16 protein-coding genes and 1 pseudogene are annotated in these 15,811 nt (G+C 53.8%); 9 read left to right on the top strand and 8 right to left on the bottom strand.

The features are described 5' to 3' along the window. From ABF287_RS03555 to ABF287_RS03545, 3 genes and pseudogenes are all read right to left on the bottom strand, one after another. A pseudogene (locus tag ABF287_RS03555) lies at window positions 1-368 on the bottom strand (sensor histidine kinase); the annotation flags it as partial. A gap of 18 nt (window positions 369-386) precedes the next feature. Beyond that, entirely contained in the window at window positions 387-1,808 is a 1,422-nt protein-coding gene (locus ABF287_RS03550) for an FAD-dependent oxidoreductase (RefSeq protein ID WP_347183647.1), read from the bottom strand. A gap of 21 nt (window positions 1,809-1,829) precedes the next feature. Then, the gene (locus ABF287_RS03545) at window positions 1,830-2,540 is read right to left on the bottom strand and encodes a TVP38/TMEM64 family protein (RefSeq protein WP_347183646.1); all 711 of its coding nucleotides are present in this window, start codon (window positions 2,538-2,540) and stop codon (window positions 1,830-1,832) included. Window positions 2,541-2,841: 301 nt separating this feature from the next. On the opposite strand from ABF287_RS03545, the gene rpmH reads away from it, so the two are divergent. The 9 genes from rpmH (at window position 2,842) to ABF287_RS03500 (ending at window position 10,212) form a co-directional block, all read left to right on the top strand. Next, complete coding sequence (gene rpmH, locus ABF287_RS03540) at window positions 2,842-2,976, top strand: 50S ribosomal protein L34 (RefSeq protein WP_007118882.1); 135 nt, start codon at window positions 2,842-2,844, stop codon at window positions 2,974-2,976. A gap of 24 nt (window positions 2,977-3,000) precedes the next feature. Continuing rightward, entirely contained in the window at window positions 3,001-3,447 is a 447-nt protein-coding gene (gene rnpA / locus ABF287_RS03535; protein ID WP_347183645.1) for a ribonuclease P protein component, read from the top strand. Further along, window positions 3,444-3,701 (top strand): membrane protein insertion efficiency factor YidD, encoded by a 258-nt coding sequence (gene yidD, locus ABF287_RS03530; RefSeq protein ID WP_347183644.1) that lies wholly within the window; start codon window positions 3,444-3,446, stop codon window positions 3,699-3,701. The genes rnpA and yidD overlap by 4 nt, the downstream gene beginning before the upstream one ends. 3 nt (window positions 3,702-3,704) lie before the next feature. After that, window positions 3,705-4,598 carry a tRNA 2-thiocytidine(32) synthetase TtcA gene (ttcA, locus tag ABF287_RS03525; protein WP_347183643.1) on the top strand — a complete coding sequence of 298 codons (894 nt, stop codon included), beginning with the start codon at window positions 3,705-3,707 and terminating at the stop codon, window positions 4,596-4,598. Between the two features lie 79 nt (window positions 4,599-4,677). Continuing rightward, complete coding sequence (locus ABF287_RS03520; RefSeq protein ID WP_347183642.1) at window positions 4,678-6,210, top strand: bifunctional diguanylate cyclase/phosphodiesterase; 1,533 nt, start codon at window positions 4,678-4,680, stop codon at window positions 6,208-6,210. 101 nt (window positions 6,211-6,311) lie between these two features. After that, a complete protein-coding gene (gene yidC, locus ABF287_RS03515; RefSeq protein ID WP_347183641.1) occupies window positions 6,312-8,120 on the top strand; it encodes a membrane protein insertase YidC in 1,809 nt (602 codons plus the stop codon). Window positions 8,121-8,137: 17 nt separating this feature from the next. Further along, a complete protein-coding gene (yihA, locus tag ABF287_RS03510) occupies window positions 8,138-8,785 on the top strand; it encodes a ribosome biogenesis GTP-binding protein YihA/YsxC (RefSeq protein ID WP_347183640.1) in 648 nt (215 codons plus the stop codon). Between the two features lie 44 nt (window positions 8,786-8,829). Next, window positions 8,830-9,708: an acetylglutamate kinase gene (argB, locus tag ABF287_RS03505; protein WP_347183639.1), complete on the top strand. Its 879-nt coding sequence runs from the start codon at window positions 8,830-8,832 to the stop codon at window positions 9,706-9,708. A 9-nt stretch (window positions 9,709-9,717) separates the two neighbouring features. After that, window positions 9,718-10,212, top strand: coding sequence for a histidine phosphatase family protein (locus tag ABF287_RS03500; RefSeq protein WP_347183638.1), 495 nt, complete (start codon window positions 9,718-9,720; stop codon window positions 10,210-10,212). Window positions 10,213-10,280: 68 nt separating this feature from the next. Here the strand turns inward: ABF287_RS03500 and ABF287_RS03495 are convergent, their stop codons facing one another. The 5 genes from ABF287_RS03495 to ABF287_RS03475 form a co-directional block, all read right to left on the bottom strand. Beyond that, the gene (locus tag ABF287_RS03495) at window positions 10,281-11,072 is read right to left on the bottom strand and encodes an amino acid ABC transporter ATP-binding protein (RefSeq protein WP_347183637.1); all 792 of its coding nucleotides are present in this window, start codon (window positions 11,070-11,072) and stop codon (window positions 10,281-10,283) included. 15 nt (window positions 11,073-11,087) lie between these two features. Beyond that, window positions 11,088-12,392: an amino acid ABC transporter permease gene (locus ABF287_RS03490; protein WP_347183636.1), complete on the bottom strand. Its 1,305-nt coding sequence runs from the start codon at window positions 12,390-12,392 to the stop codon at window positions 11,088-11,090. A gap of 1 nt (window position 12,393) precedes the next feature. After that, window positions 12,394-13,614, bottom strand: a complete 1,221-nt coding sequence (locus ABF287_RS03485) for an ABC transporter permease subunit (RefSeq protein ID WP_347183635.1) — start codon at window positions 13,612-13,614, stop codon at window positions 12,394-12,396. Between the two features lie 134 nt (window positions 13,615-13,748). After that, window positions 13,749-14,783 (bottom strand): amino acid ABC transporter substrate-binding protein, encoded by a 1,035-nt coding sequence (locus ABF287_RS03480; protein WP_347183634.1) that lies wholly within the window; start codon window positions 14,781-14,783, stop codon window positions 13,749-13,751. 315 nt (window positions 14,784-15,098) lie between these two features. After that, window positions 15,099-15,809: an ATP12 family protein gene (locus ABF287_RS03475; RefSeq protein WP_347183633.1), complete on the bottom strand. Its 711-nt coding sequence runs from the start codon at window positions 15,807-15,809 to the stop codon at window positions 15,099-15,101. Window positions 15,810-15,811 lie beyond the last annotated feature (2 nt).

Genomic DNA, 15,811 nt, shown 5'->3' with positions numbered 1-15,811 from the left:
TGCACCAAGACAGCCATGGCGTCTTTGATCAGTCCCAAGGCTGTCGCGGACCTTAAATCATAGGTCTCATAGATCTGGCCTGGAATGGGCGATGACAGAACAAGCTGGCGAATTTCATTGCGGCGCAGCACAACGTTGTACACGCCTGCGTTGGCCAAAAGCTCGTCCTCAAGCTTCATATCAATCGAATCGTTGGCCAAAAGTGCCAGCGACGCAATCTGAGCCCGCTCAAGGTGCGACAGCAAAAAGTCTTCGCGGTACCGCGCGATGGACGGCACAAAGATCATGATTTCAGCGGCCATCACAAAGACGACCGTCAGCATCAAGAAGCGCCCTGTCAGCGTATTTAGAAAGCGTGGAAGCTTCATAGACCCTCGTCTAAATTCCTATGGCAGGAACCTTTGAATCAAATTGACCGCAGTTTTAACACGCGGGTTGTCAAACAACTTAGGGGTAAAATAGGCACCCGCAGCACGTTTGTTAAGCTCCATCAATGTCGGATAAGGCGCGACCATGCCAGCGATTTGTCCCATCTTGAGCTTATTGGCGAACGCCAGCGCCCAAAACGAGATCAATTCCCCTGCGTCTGCCGCGACAATCGTCACGCCGACGGGACGGTTTTTCACGATCATCACTTTAATGAACCCTCCGCCCAGCGCGCGGCCCGTCGCAATGGCACGATCATTGCCCGACACTTCGGCGCGCGACACTGTGAGCGCCTCACCATGGGTGGCGCGGGCCTCGGCCTCCGTCAGGCCAATCTGCGCCAATTCAGGATCGGTATAGGTGGCACGGGGGATATGATGATGCGAGGCCTTGGCAGGCAGGCCAAACAGCATAGAGCGGATCAAAACGCCCGCGTGATAGCCCGCCACATGGGTGAACTGCATCCCGCCAGCCGCATCGCCAATGGCGTAAACACGGCGGTTGGTTGAGCGCAAAGACGCATCAACTTTGACGCCTGCGCGATTGCGCTCCACCCCGCCCTTGTCCAAATCCATGCCGTCAGTGTTGGCAACGCGTCCGACAGCGACCAACAGATCGGTGCCTTTGATCTGCGCGCCATCTTTAAGCTGCAAGGTGATGTCGCCAGCGCCACCTGAGACCTGCACCACAGGCGCATTCTCAAGAATAGTCACGCCCTCGGCCCGCAAAGCCGCGATCACCACAGCGGCGGCTTCAGGATCGTCACGGCCCAGCGCGGCCTGCGCATCCACAACAGTCACCTCACAACCCAAGCGGCGGTGTGCTTGCGCCATTTCCATGCCAATAGGCCCGCCCCCCAGAACCAACAGATGCTTGGGCGCTGTGCGTTGCTGCCACAGAGTTTCGTTGGTCAGGTACGGCACGCCGTCCAAGCCCTCAATCGGCGGAATAAACGCACGCGACCCAGTCGAGATCACGAAACGTCGCGCGGTGATTTCCGTATCGCCAGCCTGTACGGTTTTGGGCGAGGTGAACTTGGCAAAGGCACGTATGACTGTGCATCCCAAACCCTCGAACCGCTCTTGGCTGTCATGCGGCGCGATGGTGTCGATCGCCCCTTGCACGTGATCCATAGCGGCGGCGTAATCAATCTGCGGCGTGACGCCTGCAATGCCTGCCCCGCCCTTGCGCATCACATGCGCTTGCTTGGCGGCAGACAACAACGCTTTTGAAGGCACGCAACCGTAGTTGAGACAATCCCCCCCCATTTCGCCCGCCTCAATCAAAACGACCTTCGCGCCCATTTGCACCGCACCCGCGGCCACGGACAACCCACCAGAGCCGCCCCCAATGACGCAGATATCTGTCTTGATCTTGTTCATTCGTACCCTCCCAAGGCGACGCTATCTGCGGCTAAAACGCTTATAAAGAATCGGCAACACCGACAGCGCCGCCAGCCCCAACAGGGGCAGCAAAATCTGTGGTTCAAAAATCACGCCCAGATTCGGCATCTCACCACTTTCAAAGACAGATCCAAGCCCTGCACCAACCGATGTGAACACAAAGGTGCCCGGAATGATGCCGACCCCCGTCGAGACAACAAAGCGAAACAGCGACACACCCACCAAAGCGGGCAGTAAATTGGCGACGAAAAACGGAACGATGGGCAACAACCGAATGAGAAACAGCATCGACCACTGATTCTCATCGATCCCGTCCTTGAGCTGTTTGGTGCGCCCCTCACTGACGTCCATTTTGGCCGACAACCAATCGCCCAGCCCCCAGCGCACCGCCAAGAACAAACAACTGGCACCGATGGTGGCCCCTGCCACGTTAAAAATAACGCCTGGAAAGAGCCCAAACAGGAACCCGCCCGTTAACGTGGCAACACTCGCGCCTGGCAAGGAAAAGGCAACAATACATATGTAAATCACCAAAAACGTCGCCACAGCCGCCACATAATGAGAATCACGGTAGGCCAAAAGCATCTCTCGGTGCTGGGCAAAAGCATCAAAACTCAAGGCACCCCGATATTTATAGGCCAGCAAAACAGCAACAAGAATAAGAAGCCCAAGCACCAATAGACGCTGAACCTGCCGCTTTGGTTTGGGCATGCGATCTGACGCATTTGAAGATGGGAGACTTGGCACAGGCTTTCCTTTATGATGGTTACGGTCTAAAATGAGCATGCAACCCGTATATGACCAGCAAAAACCATCAGGCTCACGTTGCAGTGAACGCGAAGTGACTGCCCGTTACAATACTGTAATATTCTGGGGAATTCTTTTTGATTTTGCCGCACAATCAATTGACAAGCCCCCCACTCCTGCCTAAAGACTGCGCTTCGAACGTATACACGCCTTCGAATCCCTTCATAAGGATTTGGGCCAGAAACAAACCGATGGAGACGGAGCGATGAAACGCACCTTTCAACCGAGCAACCTCGTCCGCAAACGCCGCCACGGTTTCCGTGCACGCATGGCAACCAAAGCGGGCCGTAAAATCATCAACGCACGTCGTGCTCAAGGCCGGAAGTCCTTGTCAGCGTAAACGTTGAGCCGAAAGGCTATGAAAATGACACCGTCGAATGCCCCCTTGGTTATGGCTCCAGCCGAAGCTACGGGATCGCAATCGGCGGTTTTGTCATGTTCAGCCCCCAAAATTGAAACACTGCAAAAGCGCGCTGACTTCTTGTTGGCCGCACGTGCGCGGCGTCAAGGGACATCAAGCTTTCTGTTACAGGGCCGCAAACGCCGTGACGGTGAGCCTGAAACTGGCATTCGCGTTGGCTATACTTGTTCCAAAAAAGTGGGCAACGCGGTCAAACGCAACCACGCCAAGCGGCGTTTGCGCGAAGCAGCCCGCAGCGTGATTCCCGAATTTGGTCGCGATGGGTGGGACTATGTCCTCATCGGCAAAGCCCGCGACACAAGTGCGCGCGATTTCCAGCTGTTGCTCAAAGATCTGCGATATGCCCTGCGCAAAGTGCACGGCGCCCCTTCTGAGGGTCGCAGATCATGACCCCGCTTGCCTATATCGTGTCGCTGCCCGTGCGCGCCTATCGTTTGATTTTCAGCGCATGGATTGGCTTCAATTGCCGCTATCAACCAACCTGCAGCGCCTATGCCTTAGAAGCGCTGGAAAAACACGGGGCTTTCAAGGGCTCGTATTTGGCGGCGCGCCGAATCGGGCGATGCCACCCCCTTGGCAAAAGTGGTTACGACCCCGTGCCTGACGCAAAACCGCGCCCCAAGCCCCATTCCTCCAAGGACTAACGCATGCTGGACGATCTCGACGACATTCATCCGCTCTTTCACGGCGCCCCTTCCACGACAGAGTTCAAAAAGCTGCGCAAACGCATTGTGCGCCAAACGCGCGAAGCGGTTGAACAATACGGCATGGTCGAACGTGGCGCGAAGTGGCTCGTGTGCATGTCCGGCGGCAAAGACAGCTATACGCTTTTGGCCATTTTGCACGAACTGCAATGGCGTGGCCTTTTGCCGGTAGAGCTTTTGGCCTGCAACTTGGACCAAGGCCAGCCAGGATTCCCTGCCACCGTGTTGCCCGAATTTCTTGAGAAAATGAAGGTGCCGCACCGGATTGAATACCAAGACACCTATTCCATCGTCACAGATAAAGTGCCAGCGGGCCGCACATATTGTGCCCTGTGCTCACGCTTGCGCCGTGCGAATCTGTACCGCGTCGCCCGTGAAGAAGGCTGCACAGCCGTGGTCCTCGGCCATCACCGCGATGACATCTTAGAGACGTTTTTTATGAACCTGTTCCATGGCGGACGTCTGGCCACCATGCCGCCCAAATTGGTCAACGAAGAAGGCGACCTATTCTTGTATCGCCCGCTCGCAAACGTTGCCGAGGAAGACTGCGAAAAGTTTGCAAAAGCAATGAATTACCCAATTATTCCTTGCGATCTTTGCGGTTCACAAGACGGACTGCAACGCCAGCAAGTCAAACAGATTTTGGATGGCTGGGAAAAGAACAGCCCCGGCAGACGGCAAGTGATGTTCAAAGCTCTCACAAATATTCGCCCGTCCCACATGCTCGACCCAAAACTGCACGATTTCCTTGGCCTGCTCACGGAACCGGGGCTTGGACAGGAAAAGGATGCGGCAAACAATAGAGACAATTCTAAGGAAATCCCCAAGCTGCGTTAACGGAGCAGCCACTAAGTTGGCGATACCTTAGCAATGACCCGAGCGCATGACGCACTCTCATTGACTAGGACGCCACCTGATGCGCAAAGCCTTTGCTGTAAAAGCACTCTCTTTTCAGACCTTTCTGACTGGGCCCAAAGCACTTGCGTTGATTCCCGCACTTTGCCTCGCCATTTACTGGCTCAGTGGGGAAACTGCCCTCATCGCAACGGCGCTCGGCATGCCAGTCATTCTGGCCGTGCTCAACATCATGGCGATGCCCGCCCGCAAAACGGTCGGAACAGATGGACTTACAGGCCTTCCCCTCTCACCCGCCGTGTCTGACAACATTGATCAAACGCTTGTTGAACAGGCGACAACAGGGCGCACAACCGCGTGCATTGTGATCGGCATCGATGACTTTCGAGGGCTGGAGGCCAGCTTTGGAACGCACGCTGCCGAAAACATCATAAAGTCAGCAGCACGCCGGATCACGGACACGCTGCGCGATCACGACATCGTTGCGCGCTTGACCGGTGCGCGATTTGCCGTGGCCCTTGCGCCCTTGCGCCGCGCCGATTTGGAAACGCTGTTGCAACTGACCTCGCGCATTCAGGCGGCCCTGTCAGAACCCTTGTACATTGATGCTTCGAAAATCTACATCTCCGCCAGCATCGGCTTTTGCTTGCCAAGCCACGCCACAGACCAATCTGGCGCGGCCTATCTCGACGCTGCTGAGGCCGCACTCGCCGCGGCAAGCGCCCATGGCGCTGGCTCCATTCGGTCCTTCGCACCTGGACTGATGCAAACCACACAAGAACGCGACGCCGCCATGGTCGATGTCGCGGGCGCGCTGGAAAGTGGGCAAATCATTCCATGGTTCCAACCTCAAATTTCCACAAACACAGGCGCCATCTCTGGCATGGAGGCGCTCGCCAGATGGCAACACCCCGAAAAAGGTCTCATTCCCCCGTCCGAGTTTTTGCCCGCCATTGAAGAAAACGGGCTGAACGAACGGTTGGGTGAAATCATTCTGTATCATTCCCTTACTGCACTGAAAGCATGGGATAAAAACGGATTTGAAGTGCCGAGCGTTTCGGTGAACTTCTCTGCAACCGAACTGTCGAACCCAAAGCTGGTGGACAAAATCAGCTGGGAATTGGACCGGTTCGAACTGGCGCCAGAGCGTCTCACCATCGAAATCTTGGAAAATGTTGTCGCGTCCTCCGACAACGACACGATCACCCGAAACATCTCTGCACTGGGTCAGCTCGGCTGCGAAATTGACCTTGATGACTTTGGGACGGGGCACTCTTCCATTGCAAACATTAGACGCTTTGCCGTGAAACGGATCAAAATCGACAGATCCTACGTCACGCGCTGCGATGTTGATCGCAGTCAGCAAGACATGCTGGCGGCCATTCTTACGATGGCGGAACGGATCAATCTTCCAACCTTGGCCGAGGGTGTCGAAACCGTTGGCGAGCACGCAATGCTGGCCCAACTTGGGTGCGATCATGTGCAAGGTTTCTCGATCGCACGCCCCATGGCGTTTGACCTCACGCTAGAATGGATGGAGGCTCATCGATACAAACTCGCTCAAACACCCCAAATCGGGCGTTCCGCCCCTTAGAAGAAAGTCGCATTTCCTAGGAAAAACACCGAATCTGCTTGACCTTCGGCGCTTTGAGGGGTTGAACCACTCAGACCAATTCCAACAATCAGGCGACCGTGATGGACGATCAAAACAAGAACCTAATCCTTGCTGTAGTTCTCAGCGGGATCGTGTTGCTAGGCTGGCAGGTGTTTTTCCCACCTCAAGACCCTAACGCATCTGTGACTGCAACGACTGCACTTGAAACAAGTGACGGCACGATCGCGCTTGCGCCAACGGGCAGCAACTCAGCGACCGTAGGTGTTGAGACCCCAGACAGCGCGGCTCCGGCACAGCAAGCCCCACGCATTCAAATCGAAACAGATCTTGTAACAGGCTCTGTGTCTTTGGTGGGCGGTCGCATCGATGACCTGTCTTTAAAAAACTACACCGTCGATCTGGACAGCGAAGAAATTGTGACCTTGCTCACGCCAAGCGACTCTGCTGATCCGTATTACGCAGTCTACGGCTGGGGCCCTGCGGGCACCTTGCCTGCCGAAAGCGTGCCCAACCCTTCCACGGTTTGGAGCGTCGAATCTGGCAACACACTGACCGTTGATACGCCTGTGACATTGGCGTGGGACAACGGCGCAGGCCTGAAGTTCCGCCGCACGATTGGCATCGACGACCAATACCTGTTCTCGATCACACAATCTGTTGAAAACACCGGCGCAGAAGCCGCACGCCTGTTCCCATACGGTATTGTTGCGCGCCACGGGATGCCCGATGTCGAAGGCTTCTTTGTCTCACACGAAGGTCTCATCGTGCAGAACGATAAGAATTTCGAAAAAGAGACATACAAGAAAATCGCCAAATTCGATCTTGATCCTGCAACAGGCACAAATTCAGTTGAGTACAGCTCAGAAGAGAACGGTTGGATCGGCTTTGCGGACAAAGCTTGGATGGCCACTTTGGTGCCAGAGCAAGGCCAAGCCTTTAAGACCGTCGCAAAGTATGTCCCTAATGGTGAAATCTTCACGGCAGAGATCCATATGCCGGTGCAAGAGGTTGCCGCGGGTTCCACAATCGAAAGCAAAACTTACCTTTTCGCAGGGGCGAAAGAATGGGAAGCCATCAAAGGCTACCAAGATGATCGCGATTTCTACCGTTTCATCTACACCATCGACTGGGGTATCTTCTTTTTCTTCACGCAACCGATTTTCCGCGTCCTTCACGCCATCAATCTTTTGATCGGCAACATGGGCTGGTCCATCATTGCCCTGACGATCTTGATCAAAGGCATCATGTTCCCACTGGCGTATAAGTCTTACGTCTCCATGGCGCGCATGAAAGAGCTTCAGCCAGAAATGGAAAAGCTCAAAGAAGCCGCCGGTGACGACCGCGAAAAAATGCAAAAAGGCATGATGGAGCTCTACAAGAAAAACAAAGTGAACCCCGCCTCTGGGTGTTTGCCGCTGATCTTGCAGATCCCTGTGTTCTTCTCGCTCTACAAAGTGATCTTTGTGACAATCGAATTGCGCCACGCCCCTTGGGTTGGTTGGATTCGCGATTTGTCAGCGCCAGATCCAAGCTCAATTTTGAACCTCTTTGGTCTTTTGCCTTTTGCGCCGCCAGACCCAAGCTCGATCTTTGTGTTCATCAGCCTTGGTATCTTGCCAATCCTCTTGGGTATTTCCATGTGGTTGCAGCAAAAGCTGAACCCAGCGCCCACTGATCCAGCACAAGCGATGATCTTCGCGTGGATGCCATGGGTGTTTATGTTCATGCTTGGCAGCTTTGCATCAGGCCTCGTGCTCTACTGGATTTCGAACAACACGATCACGTTCATTCAGCAGTATCTCATCATGCGCAGCCACGGCCACAAGCCGGATCTTTTTGGGAATATCAAAAAGTCACTGCGCCTTAAGAAAAAGGAAGGTTCGGCCTAAGGGCCGTATCACCCCATATGAAACTAACATTTCCCATTGCGGAACCAGAAGCGGCGGCCCTTGAGAAGGGTCGCCTCCTCTTTGCCAGCCCTACTGATTTTGTCAAAGGTGTCGTCGCGATGGACGGCATGCCACCAGACGACCGCATCGAAATCTGCTTTGCGGGCCGGTCGAACGTGGGCAAATCAACGCTGATCAATGCGCTGACAGGCCGCAAAGCCTTGGCGCGCGCCTCCAACACACCGGGGCGCACCCAAGAGATTAACTTTTTCACCTGTGCAGACAGCCACTATGTGGTCGACTTGCCTGGGTATGGCTTTGCCAAAGCGCCCAAAGACACGGTCGCGAAATGGCAGCGCTTGCTGAAAGCATACCTGTCTGGCCGCGCCACGTTGCGCCGCGCCTTTGTCTTGATTGACAGCCGTCATGGCGTGAAAGAGGTCGACGAAGAAATCATGTCCCTGCTCGATCGCTCGGCCGTGACGTTTCAAGTCGTGATGACCAAGGCCGATAAAGTAAAAGAAGCAGAGCGTGAAAAGAACTTGGCGCAAACGCGCGAGGCTGTTTCAAAACACCCTGCCGCCTACCCCGAGTTGATTGTAACCTCGTCTGAAAAAGGTTGGGGCATTGACGTGCTCCGCGCTGTGATCGCGACGTTGGAATAAGCCTTTGTGCCTAGCACTTTGACGAAAATTTGGACCCTTAAGCCATGAAGACACAAGACATGAACCGAGATTGGATCGCCACCGCACGCACGTTGTCACAAGCCCTGCCCTACTTGCAGCGCTATGAGGGCGCCACTGTTGTCATCAAGCTTGGTGGCAACGCTATGGGCTCTGACGAGGCGATGGACAGCTTTGCGCGCGACGTGGTGTTGATGCAGCAAGTTGGTGTCAAACCTGTTGTCGTTCATGGCGGTGGGCCGATGATCAACAAAATGCTGGCAGATCTGAATATCAAGTCCGAATTCGTTAACGGCAAACGCGTGACCGACAAGGCCACCGTCGAAGTTGTGGAAATGGTTCTGTCTGGTCTTGTGAACAAGCGCATCGTGCACGCCATCAACAGCCAAGGCGGCCGCGCGGTTGGCATTTCGGGCAAAGACGCAAACCTGATGGGGTGTGAGCAAACCAACCCTGATCTTGGGTTTGTGGGCACGCCGACAGATATGAACCCTGCGATCATCGACGAACTTGGCCAAGCGGGCCTTATTCCTGTGATTGCGCCTTTGGGCTTTGGCAAGAACGGCGAAACCTTCAACGTCAATGGCGACACCGCTGCGGGTGCCATCGCTGGCGCAATGAACGCGGATCGCTTGCTGTTGTTGACCGATGTCTCTGGCGTCAAAGGCGCAGATGGCGAGGTGCTTACATCTTTGAATTCCGACATGATCCGCTCTTTGACCACTGAAGGCGTCATAGCCGGCGGCATGATCCCAAAGACGGAAACGGCTCTTGATGCTTTGGAAGCCGGCGTGCGCGCTGTGGTCATCTTGGACGGCCGCGCCCCGAATGCCTGTTTGCTTGAGCTTTACACAGAGCACGGCGCGGGGTCTTTGATCCGCAATGCCGACCCTGACGCATCATAAAGACGCCTCATGTCGTTACGCCTTATCGTCATGCGCCACGCAAAATCGAGCTGGGACGACCCGCTGCTTGACGATTTTGACCGCGTTCTGAATGCGCGTGGCAAGGCAGATGCGGCCAACATCGGCGCTTGGCTCAAAGCACAAGGGCACATTCCAGACACCGCCCTCGTCTCATCTGCACAGCGGACACAGGAGACCTTTGCCTGCCTGAACATCGACGCTGACATCACCCTTCAGGACGCGCTTTATCTCGCGTCGTCTGACCGGCTTTTGCAGCAACTCCGTCAAGCGCAGGGGAACACGGTTCTTTTACTGGCGCATAATCCTGGGATCGGCGATTTCGCACAACGGTTCGCGCGCCAACTGCCGCAGCATCCCGACTTTTTCCGGTACCCCACCTGCGCCACCACTGTCTTTGATGTCGCCGCTGAAACATGGGCCGACGTGCGCTTTGGTAAAAACGACAGTGTGGATTTCTGCGTGCCACGCGATCTGCGCGACTGATTTTTCCCCAGCTCTATACAGCAAAAAGGCGCCCGAAGGCGCCTTTTTTTGTAATGGCAGTGCGTGTCTTAGTGACCCAATATCTGGCTGAGGAACAATTTGGTCCGCTCGGATTTTGGATTGTTAAAGAACTCTTCTGGCTCATTCTGTTCAACGATTTGACCTTGGTCCATGAAGATCACGCGGTTGGCGACCTGACGGGCAAAGCCCATCTCGTGCGTCACACAAAGCATGGTCATGCCCTCTTCCGCGAGCTCGATCATGGTGTCGAGCACCTCTTTGATCATCTCAGGGTCAAGCGCTGATGTCGGCTCATCGAACAACATGATACGGGGCTGCATGCACAGCGAGCGGGCAATCGCCACACGCTGCTGCTGACCACCGGACAACATGCCAGGGTATTTGTTCGCTTGATCAGGGATTTTCACCTTTTCAAGGAAGTGCATCGCCAGCTCTTCAGCTTCCTTTTTCGGAGTCTTGCGAACCCACATAGGCGCCAAAGTACAGTTCTCAAGGATCGTCAGATGCGGGAAGAGGTTGAAGTGCTGAAAGCACATGCCAACTTCTGAACGGATCTTGTCGATGTTCTTAAGGTCTGAGGACAGCTCTGTGCCGTCGACGATGATCTGACCCTTTTGGTGCTCTTCCAAACGGTTGATGCAGCGGATCATCGTGGATTTACCGGACCCAGAAGGGCCAGCAATCACGATACGCTCACCGCGTTGAACCGTCAGGTTGATGTCACGCAATACGTGGAAATCACCGTACCATTTGTTCATGTTGGTGATCTGAATCGCCACTTCGTCGGAGACGTTCATTTTGCTACGGTCGACAACGCGGTCTATGGTTTCAGTAGACATTGAGTGTCTCCTTTCTTAATGGTGATCGGTGCGAAGCTTGCGCTCCAGCCACTGCGAATATTGTGACATTGAGAAACAGCAGACCCAAAAGATAAGCCCGATAAAGACATAGAGCTCCCAAGTGATACCGTTCCATTCCGAGTTGGCGCGAATAGATTGAGCCGCGGCCAACATGTCAAAGATGCCAATAAAGAACACGAGGGTGGTGTCTTTGAACAGACCAATGAACGTATTCACGATCCCAGGGATCGAAATCTTCAAAGCCTGCGGCATAATGATTAATCTTTGGGCTTGCCAGTAATCCAGGCCTAAAGCGTCAGCAGCTTCGTACTGACCTTTTGGCAAGGCCGCCAAGCCACCACGGATCACCTCGGCCATGTAGGCGGACGAGAAGATCGTGACCATAACAATCACACGCACGGTGAGATCGAATGTCACTTGTGGTGGCAAGAAGTAGTTCAGCAACAAAGACGCTGTGAACAACAAGGTGATCAACGGCACGCCGCGGAAGAACTCGATAAAGCCAACACAGATCATTTTCAAAAGCGGCAAATCGGACTGACGTCCCAGCGCCAAAACGATACCAATCGGCAAGGACAAAGCGATACCTGAGACACCGATGATCATCGAGATCACAAAACCACCTAGTTCACGGCTTTCGATTTCTTGCAGTGGGAACAGCGGCGCGACAGTATCAAGCCCGCCAATGACCAATGGTCCAACAAGGAACCACCACAGCAAGCCTGCGACCAAAGCGACCAGGGTTGCAAGACCAGTGCCCATAGAGCGACCAGCGACCGTTGCAACCAAGTACGCCACAACAAAGCCGGCTGCGACGCCAAGTGGGCCCCACAAAGAACCGCCCCAAATCAACCACACCATCAAGAAAGGGTAGATGGCTGTAAAAATGAACATCTTGCGTGGCAATTTGTCGAACAGAACCGGCGCGATTGCGACGAGCAGTAGGACAAAGGCCACATGGGTGCGCCAGTATTCAGACGATGGGAAGAACGTCCCATAGAAAATCTGCCGCCAGCGTTCATTGATCACAGCCCAACAGGCCGCGTGCACGCCGTCCAAGATTTCACGACACTCATTCAAGGAACTCGCATTCCATACGCCGCCAAATGTCCAAGGGATAAAGGCCGAAAGCGCCGCATAGATCACGTAGATCGCGACCAGCGTCAAAATCGAATTGAACCAGCCCGAGAACAGGTTCTCGCGAACCCATTTGATCACACCCACTTCGCCACGCGGAGCAGGTTGTTGATCCAACATTTCTGTGCGCACGAAACCGATGGAGGAATTTTGATTGCTCATCTTAGCGCTCCTTCAATTTCATGGATTTGTTGTAGACGTTCATGCCCGATGAAATCAGCAGTGAGACGACAAGATAGATCATCATCATCAGCAGCATACATTCCAACTCGCGCCCTGTGTTGTTCATCGTTGTCCCACCCAAAGTGGCTCGCAAATCTTGGTAGCCAACGGCCAAAGCAAGAGACGAGTTTTTGGTGAGGTTCAAGAACTGAGAAATCAGCGGCGGAATGATCACGCGCAACGCCTGTGGCAAGATCACAAGGTTCATGGTGCGCGATGGACGAATGCCAAGTGCGAAAGCGGCCTCGGATTGCCCTTTGGAAATCGCAAGAATACCTGAACGCACGATCTCGGCGATGAAAGACCCCGTGTAGAACGACAAAGCCAGCCAAAGTGCCAAGAAGGAGTTGGACAGCTGAATGCCACCTTTGAAGTTAAAGCCTTTGAGCTCTGGGTAGATCAAATCGATCGGACGGCCCAAGATGAAAAACACCAAAAGGGTCGGCACGAAAAAGATCGCCAACTTGATCCAGAACGTTGGCAGAATTTGACCCGTGGCTTGGAAACGGCGCATAGCCCATTTTCCAAAGGCCCAAATGCCGACGAGTGACAGCAAGAAGGTGAGAACAACAAATACAGAGCCTGTGCCCCACTCCGGCTTCGGAATGTAGGTGCCACGTCCGGTGACAGCGATCGTATCCCAAAGCCACATAGACGCTTCAGGGTTTTCACCACGGAACGCTTTGGGCTGTGGCAACGCTTCTGACAGAACCGCCATTGTTGCGATGATCCAGATCACAACCGGAATGTTGCGGAATGTTTCCACATAAACGGCCATGATTTTTGCAACCAACCAGTTTTTGGACAAGCGCAACACACCCGCAGTCACGCCCAAAAGGGTCGCGAGGATGCAGCCTAGAAAGGCCACGAAAAGGGTGTTGAGCAAACCGACCCAAGCGGCCGCAAGGTTGCTAGAGGTAGAGTCGTAGGCGACCAAATGTTGTTGAATATCGTAGTTAGATGGATTTGACAGGAAGCCGAAATCGATCTCTTTGCCAAGTTTCGCCAGGTTTGTGTTGACGTTCACCAGCAAAAATACGGCAACCGCAACGAAAGCCATAAAGGCAATAACTTGAATTGTAATGGATCTATAGCGCGTGTCGTAAAGCAGTTGGCTGATGTGAAATCCATCGGCCTTTGGTGGGTCTATCGTTGTCGTCATTTAGACTGTCCCCCATGTCCCCGTTCTGAACGCAAAATTCGACGGATTTCGCCCGTCGCTCTTGCTTACATTGTTTTTGTAGAGAGAGATTAGAAAGGGGCGCGGAATGATCCGCGCCCCAAATCCACTAAATCCTAGCGGAAGGGTGGTGAGTACAGAAGACCACCATCGGTCCACTGTGCGTTCAAGCCGCGTGCGAGACCAACAGGTGTGTTCACACCAACGTTTGTTTCGAATGATTCACCGTAGTTGCCTACCATGGTGAGGACGTTCAAAGCCCAGTCATTTGGAAGACCAAGCATCGCGCCCAATTCACCTTCAACGCCGAGCAAACGGTTGATTTCAGGTTTGTCAGTGCCATTCGCAGCCATTTCAGCAGCGTTTGCAGATGTCACACCAAGCTCTTCAGCAGAAATCATAGCGTTGAGTGTCCAGCGAACAACATCGCCCCATTCAGAGTCGCCGTGGCGCACGAGTGGGCCGAGTGGCTCTTTTGAGATGATTTCTGGCAAAACAACATAGTCGTTTGGTTTCTCGAAAGAAGAACGTGATGCAGCCAAAGCAGAGGCATCCGTTGTGTAAACGTCACATGCGCCAGCCAAGAACTGGTTTTGCGCTTCTGTGAAGCTTTCAACAGGCACTGGTTCGTAGTCCATGCCGTTTGCACGGAAGTAATCCGCCAAGTTCAACTCTGTGGTTGTCCCTGTTTCGATACAAACTGTCGCGCCTTCGAGTTCTTTCGCAGAAGAAACACCGAGGTCTGTTGGAACGATAAAGCCCTGACCGTCGTAATAGTTTACGCCAGTGAATTCGAGCTTGAGGTCAACGTCGCGTGAGAATGTCCATGTTGTGTTGCGTGCCAACATGTCAACTTCGCCAGAAGACAAAGCTGTGAAACGCACAGCAGATGTCAGCGGTGTGTATTCAACTTTTTCTGGATCGCCGAAGATCGCCGCAGCAACAGCACGACACACATCAACATCGAGACCTTTCCAAACGCCGTTCGCGTCTGGAGCAGCAAAACCTGGAGTACCGGGGTTCACACCACATTTCAGCGCGCCGTGATCTTTCACAGCTGCCAAAGTAGATGAACCGGAATCTTGTGCCATTGCACCAGTTGCGGCAAGGCCAGCGGCCGCCAAGGCACTAAAGAATACAGTTTTAGTCATTTTTACCTCTTCCTGAATTTGCGTTTTTGCAACGCTTTCCAGTCCTCTTTGTGGGACCAGTAAGTTCGATAGAACGCACGTTTGAGCGCTCTGTGAAGAAGAGTTGAGAGGAATCATCGTAAATCGTCAAGGCCACGATCACGAATTCGCATATTTACTGTGCGTCAGCTTGTTTCATGAGCAGTACCAGAATTCATGTAGTGCGGTGCTTAAAGTGCACCACATAGCATCAATCGCTGCCTTTAGGTAAGGATTAGGGCTGACAGTGTGCAAACATACGCGAAAACCAGTTTCGATTTGTGAAAGGCGCTGACGCTATTTTTGCGTCAAATGAAAGAACGTATATGCGTGCACAAAACTTTTGCGCTTTATATCTGCAACGGCTGTGGCCTCATCATCTTCACCCCATTGCGCAATTTGAAAGGTTTCGTCGATGCGCGAAAGCTCCCAAAGCGCTTCAGGCGTGTGAAGTGATTCGACCGCGGCCAATCCCAAAGCCAACGACCCACTCAGCGCCACGAGATCGTGAAAAGCCGACAGCTCAAATTCGTCCAGCGCGTGAACGCGTGCGCGCAGCGCGTCCAAAGCGGTTTGATCCTGCGGCACCGGCATCACGCCTGATCGCGTCTCAAGGCGCGCACCATATGTCTTGTGCACCCACTCGATAATTGGGTCCCACGCTTCGGCCTGTTTGGCGACCAATTCTTGCGGGTATGTCGCGCGATAACAAACCAAATCACTGTCACCATAGTCTGCCAGCATGTCGGCAACTTCCGCGTGTTGAACGCGCACCTTGTCGATCGCAGCATTGGCACCGCGCGTGTAGGGCATGACGTTGGGATCAATTTCGCCCTCTTGGGCATCCCATTCCAACCGAACCTGCTCCGCCAAAGCCTTGGTCGGAACGACCAAAAGCGCCTTTGCAGGGGTGCGCACGTTGCGCCCATCCAAAAGGACGGTAAATCCGTCCTCCACTTCAGCTACAGTTGTGTCTTTCCAAAAACGCTTGGCTGCAAAATCCGCCACGG

Source organism: Pacificibacter sp. (genome assembly GCF_039769035.1).
Taxonomy (GTDB): Bacteria; Pseudomonadota; Alphaproteobacteria; order Rhodobacterales; family Rhodobacteraceae; genus Celeribacter.
Note: the sequence above shows the minus strand (reverse complement) of the source record. Positions and strands in the feature narration are given on the sequence as shown.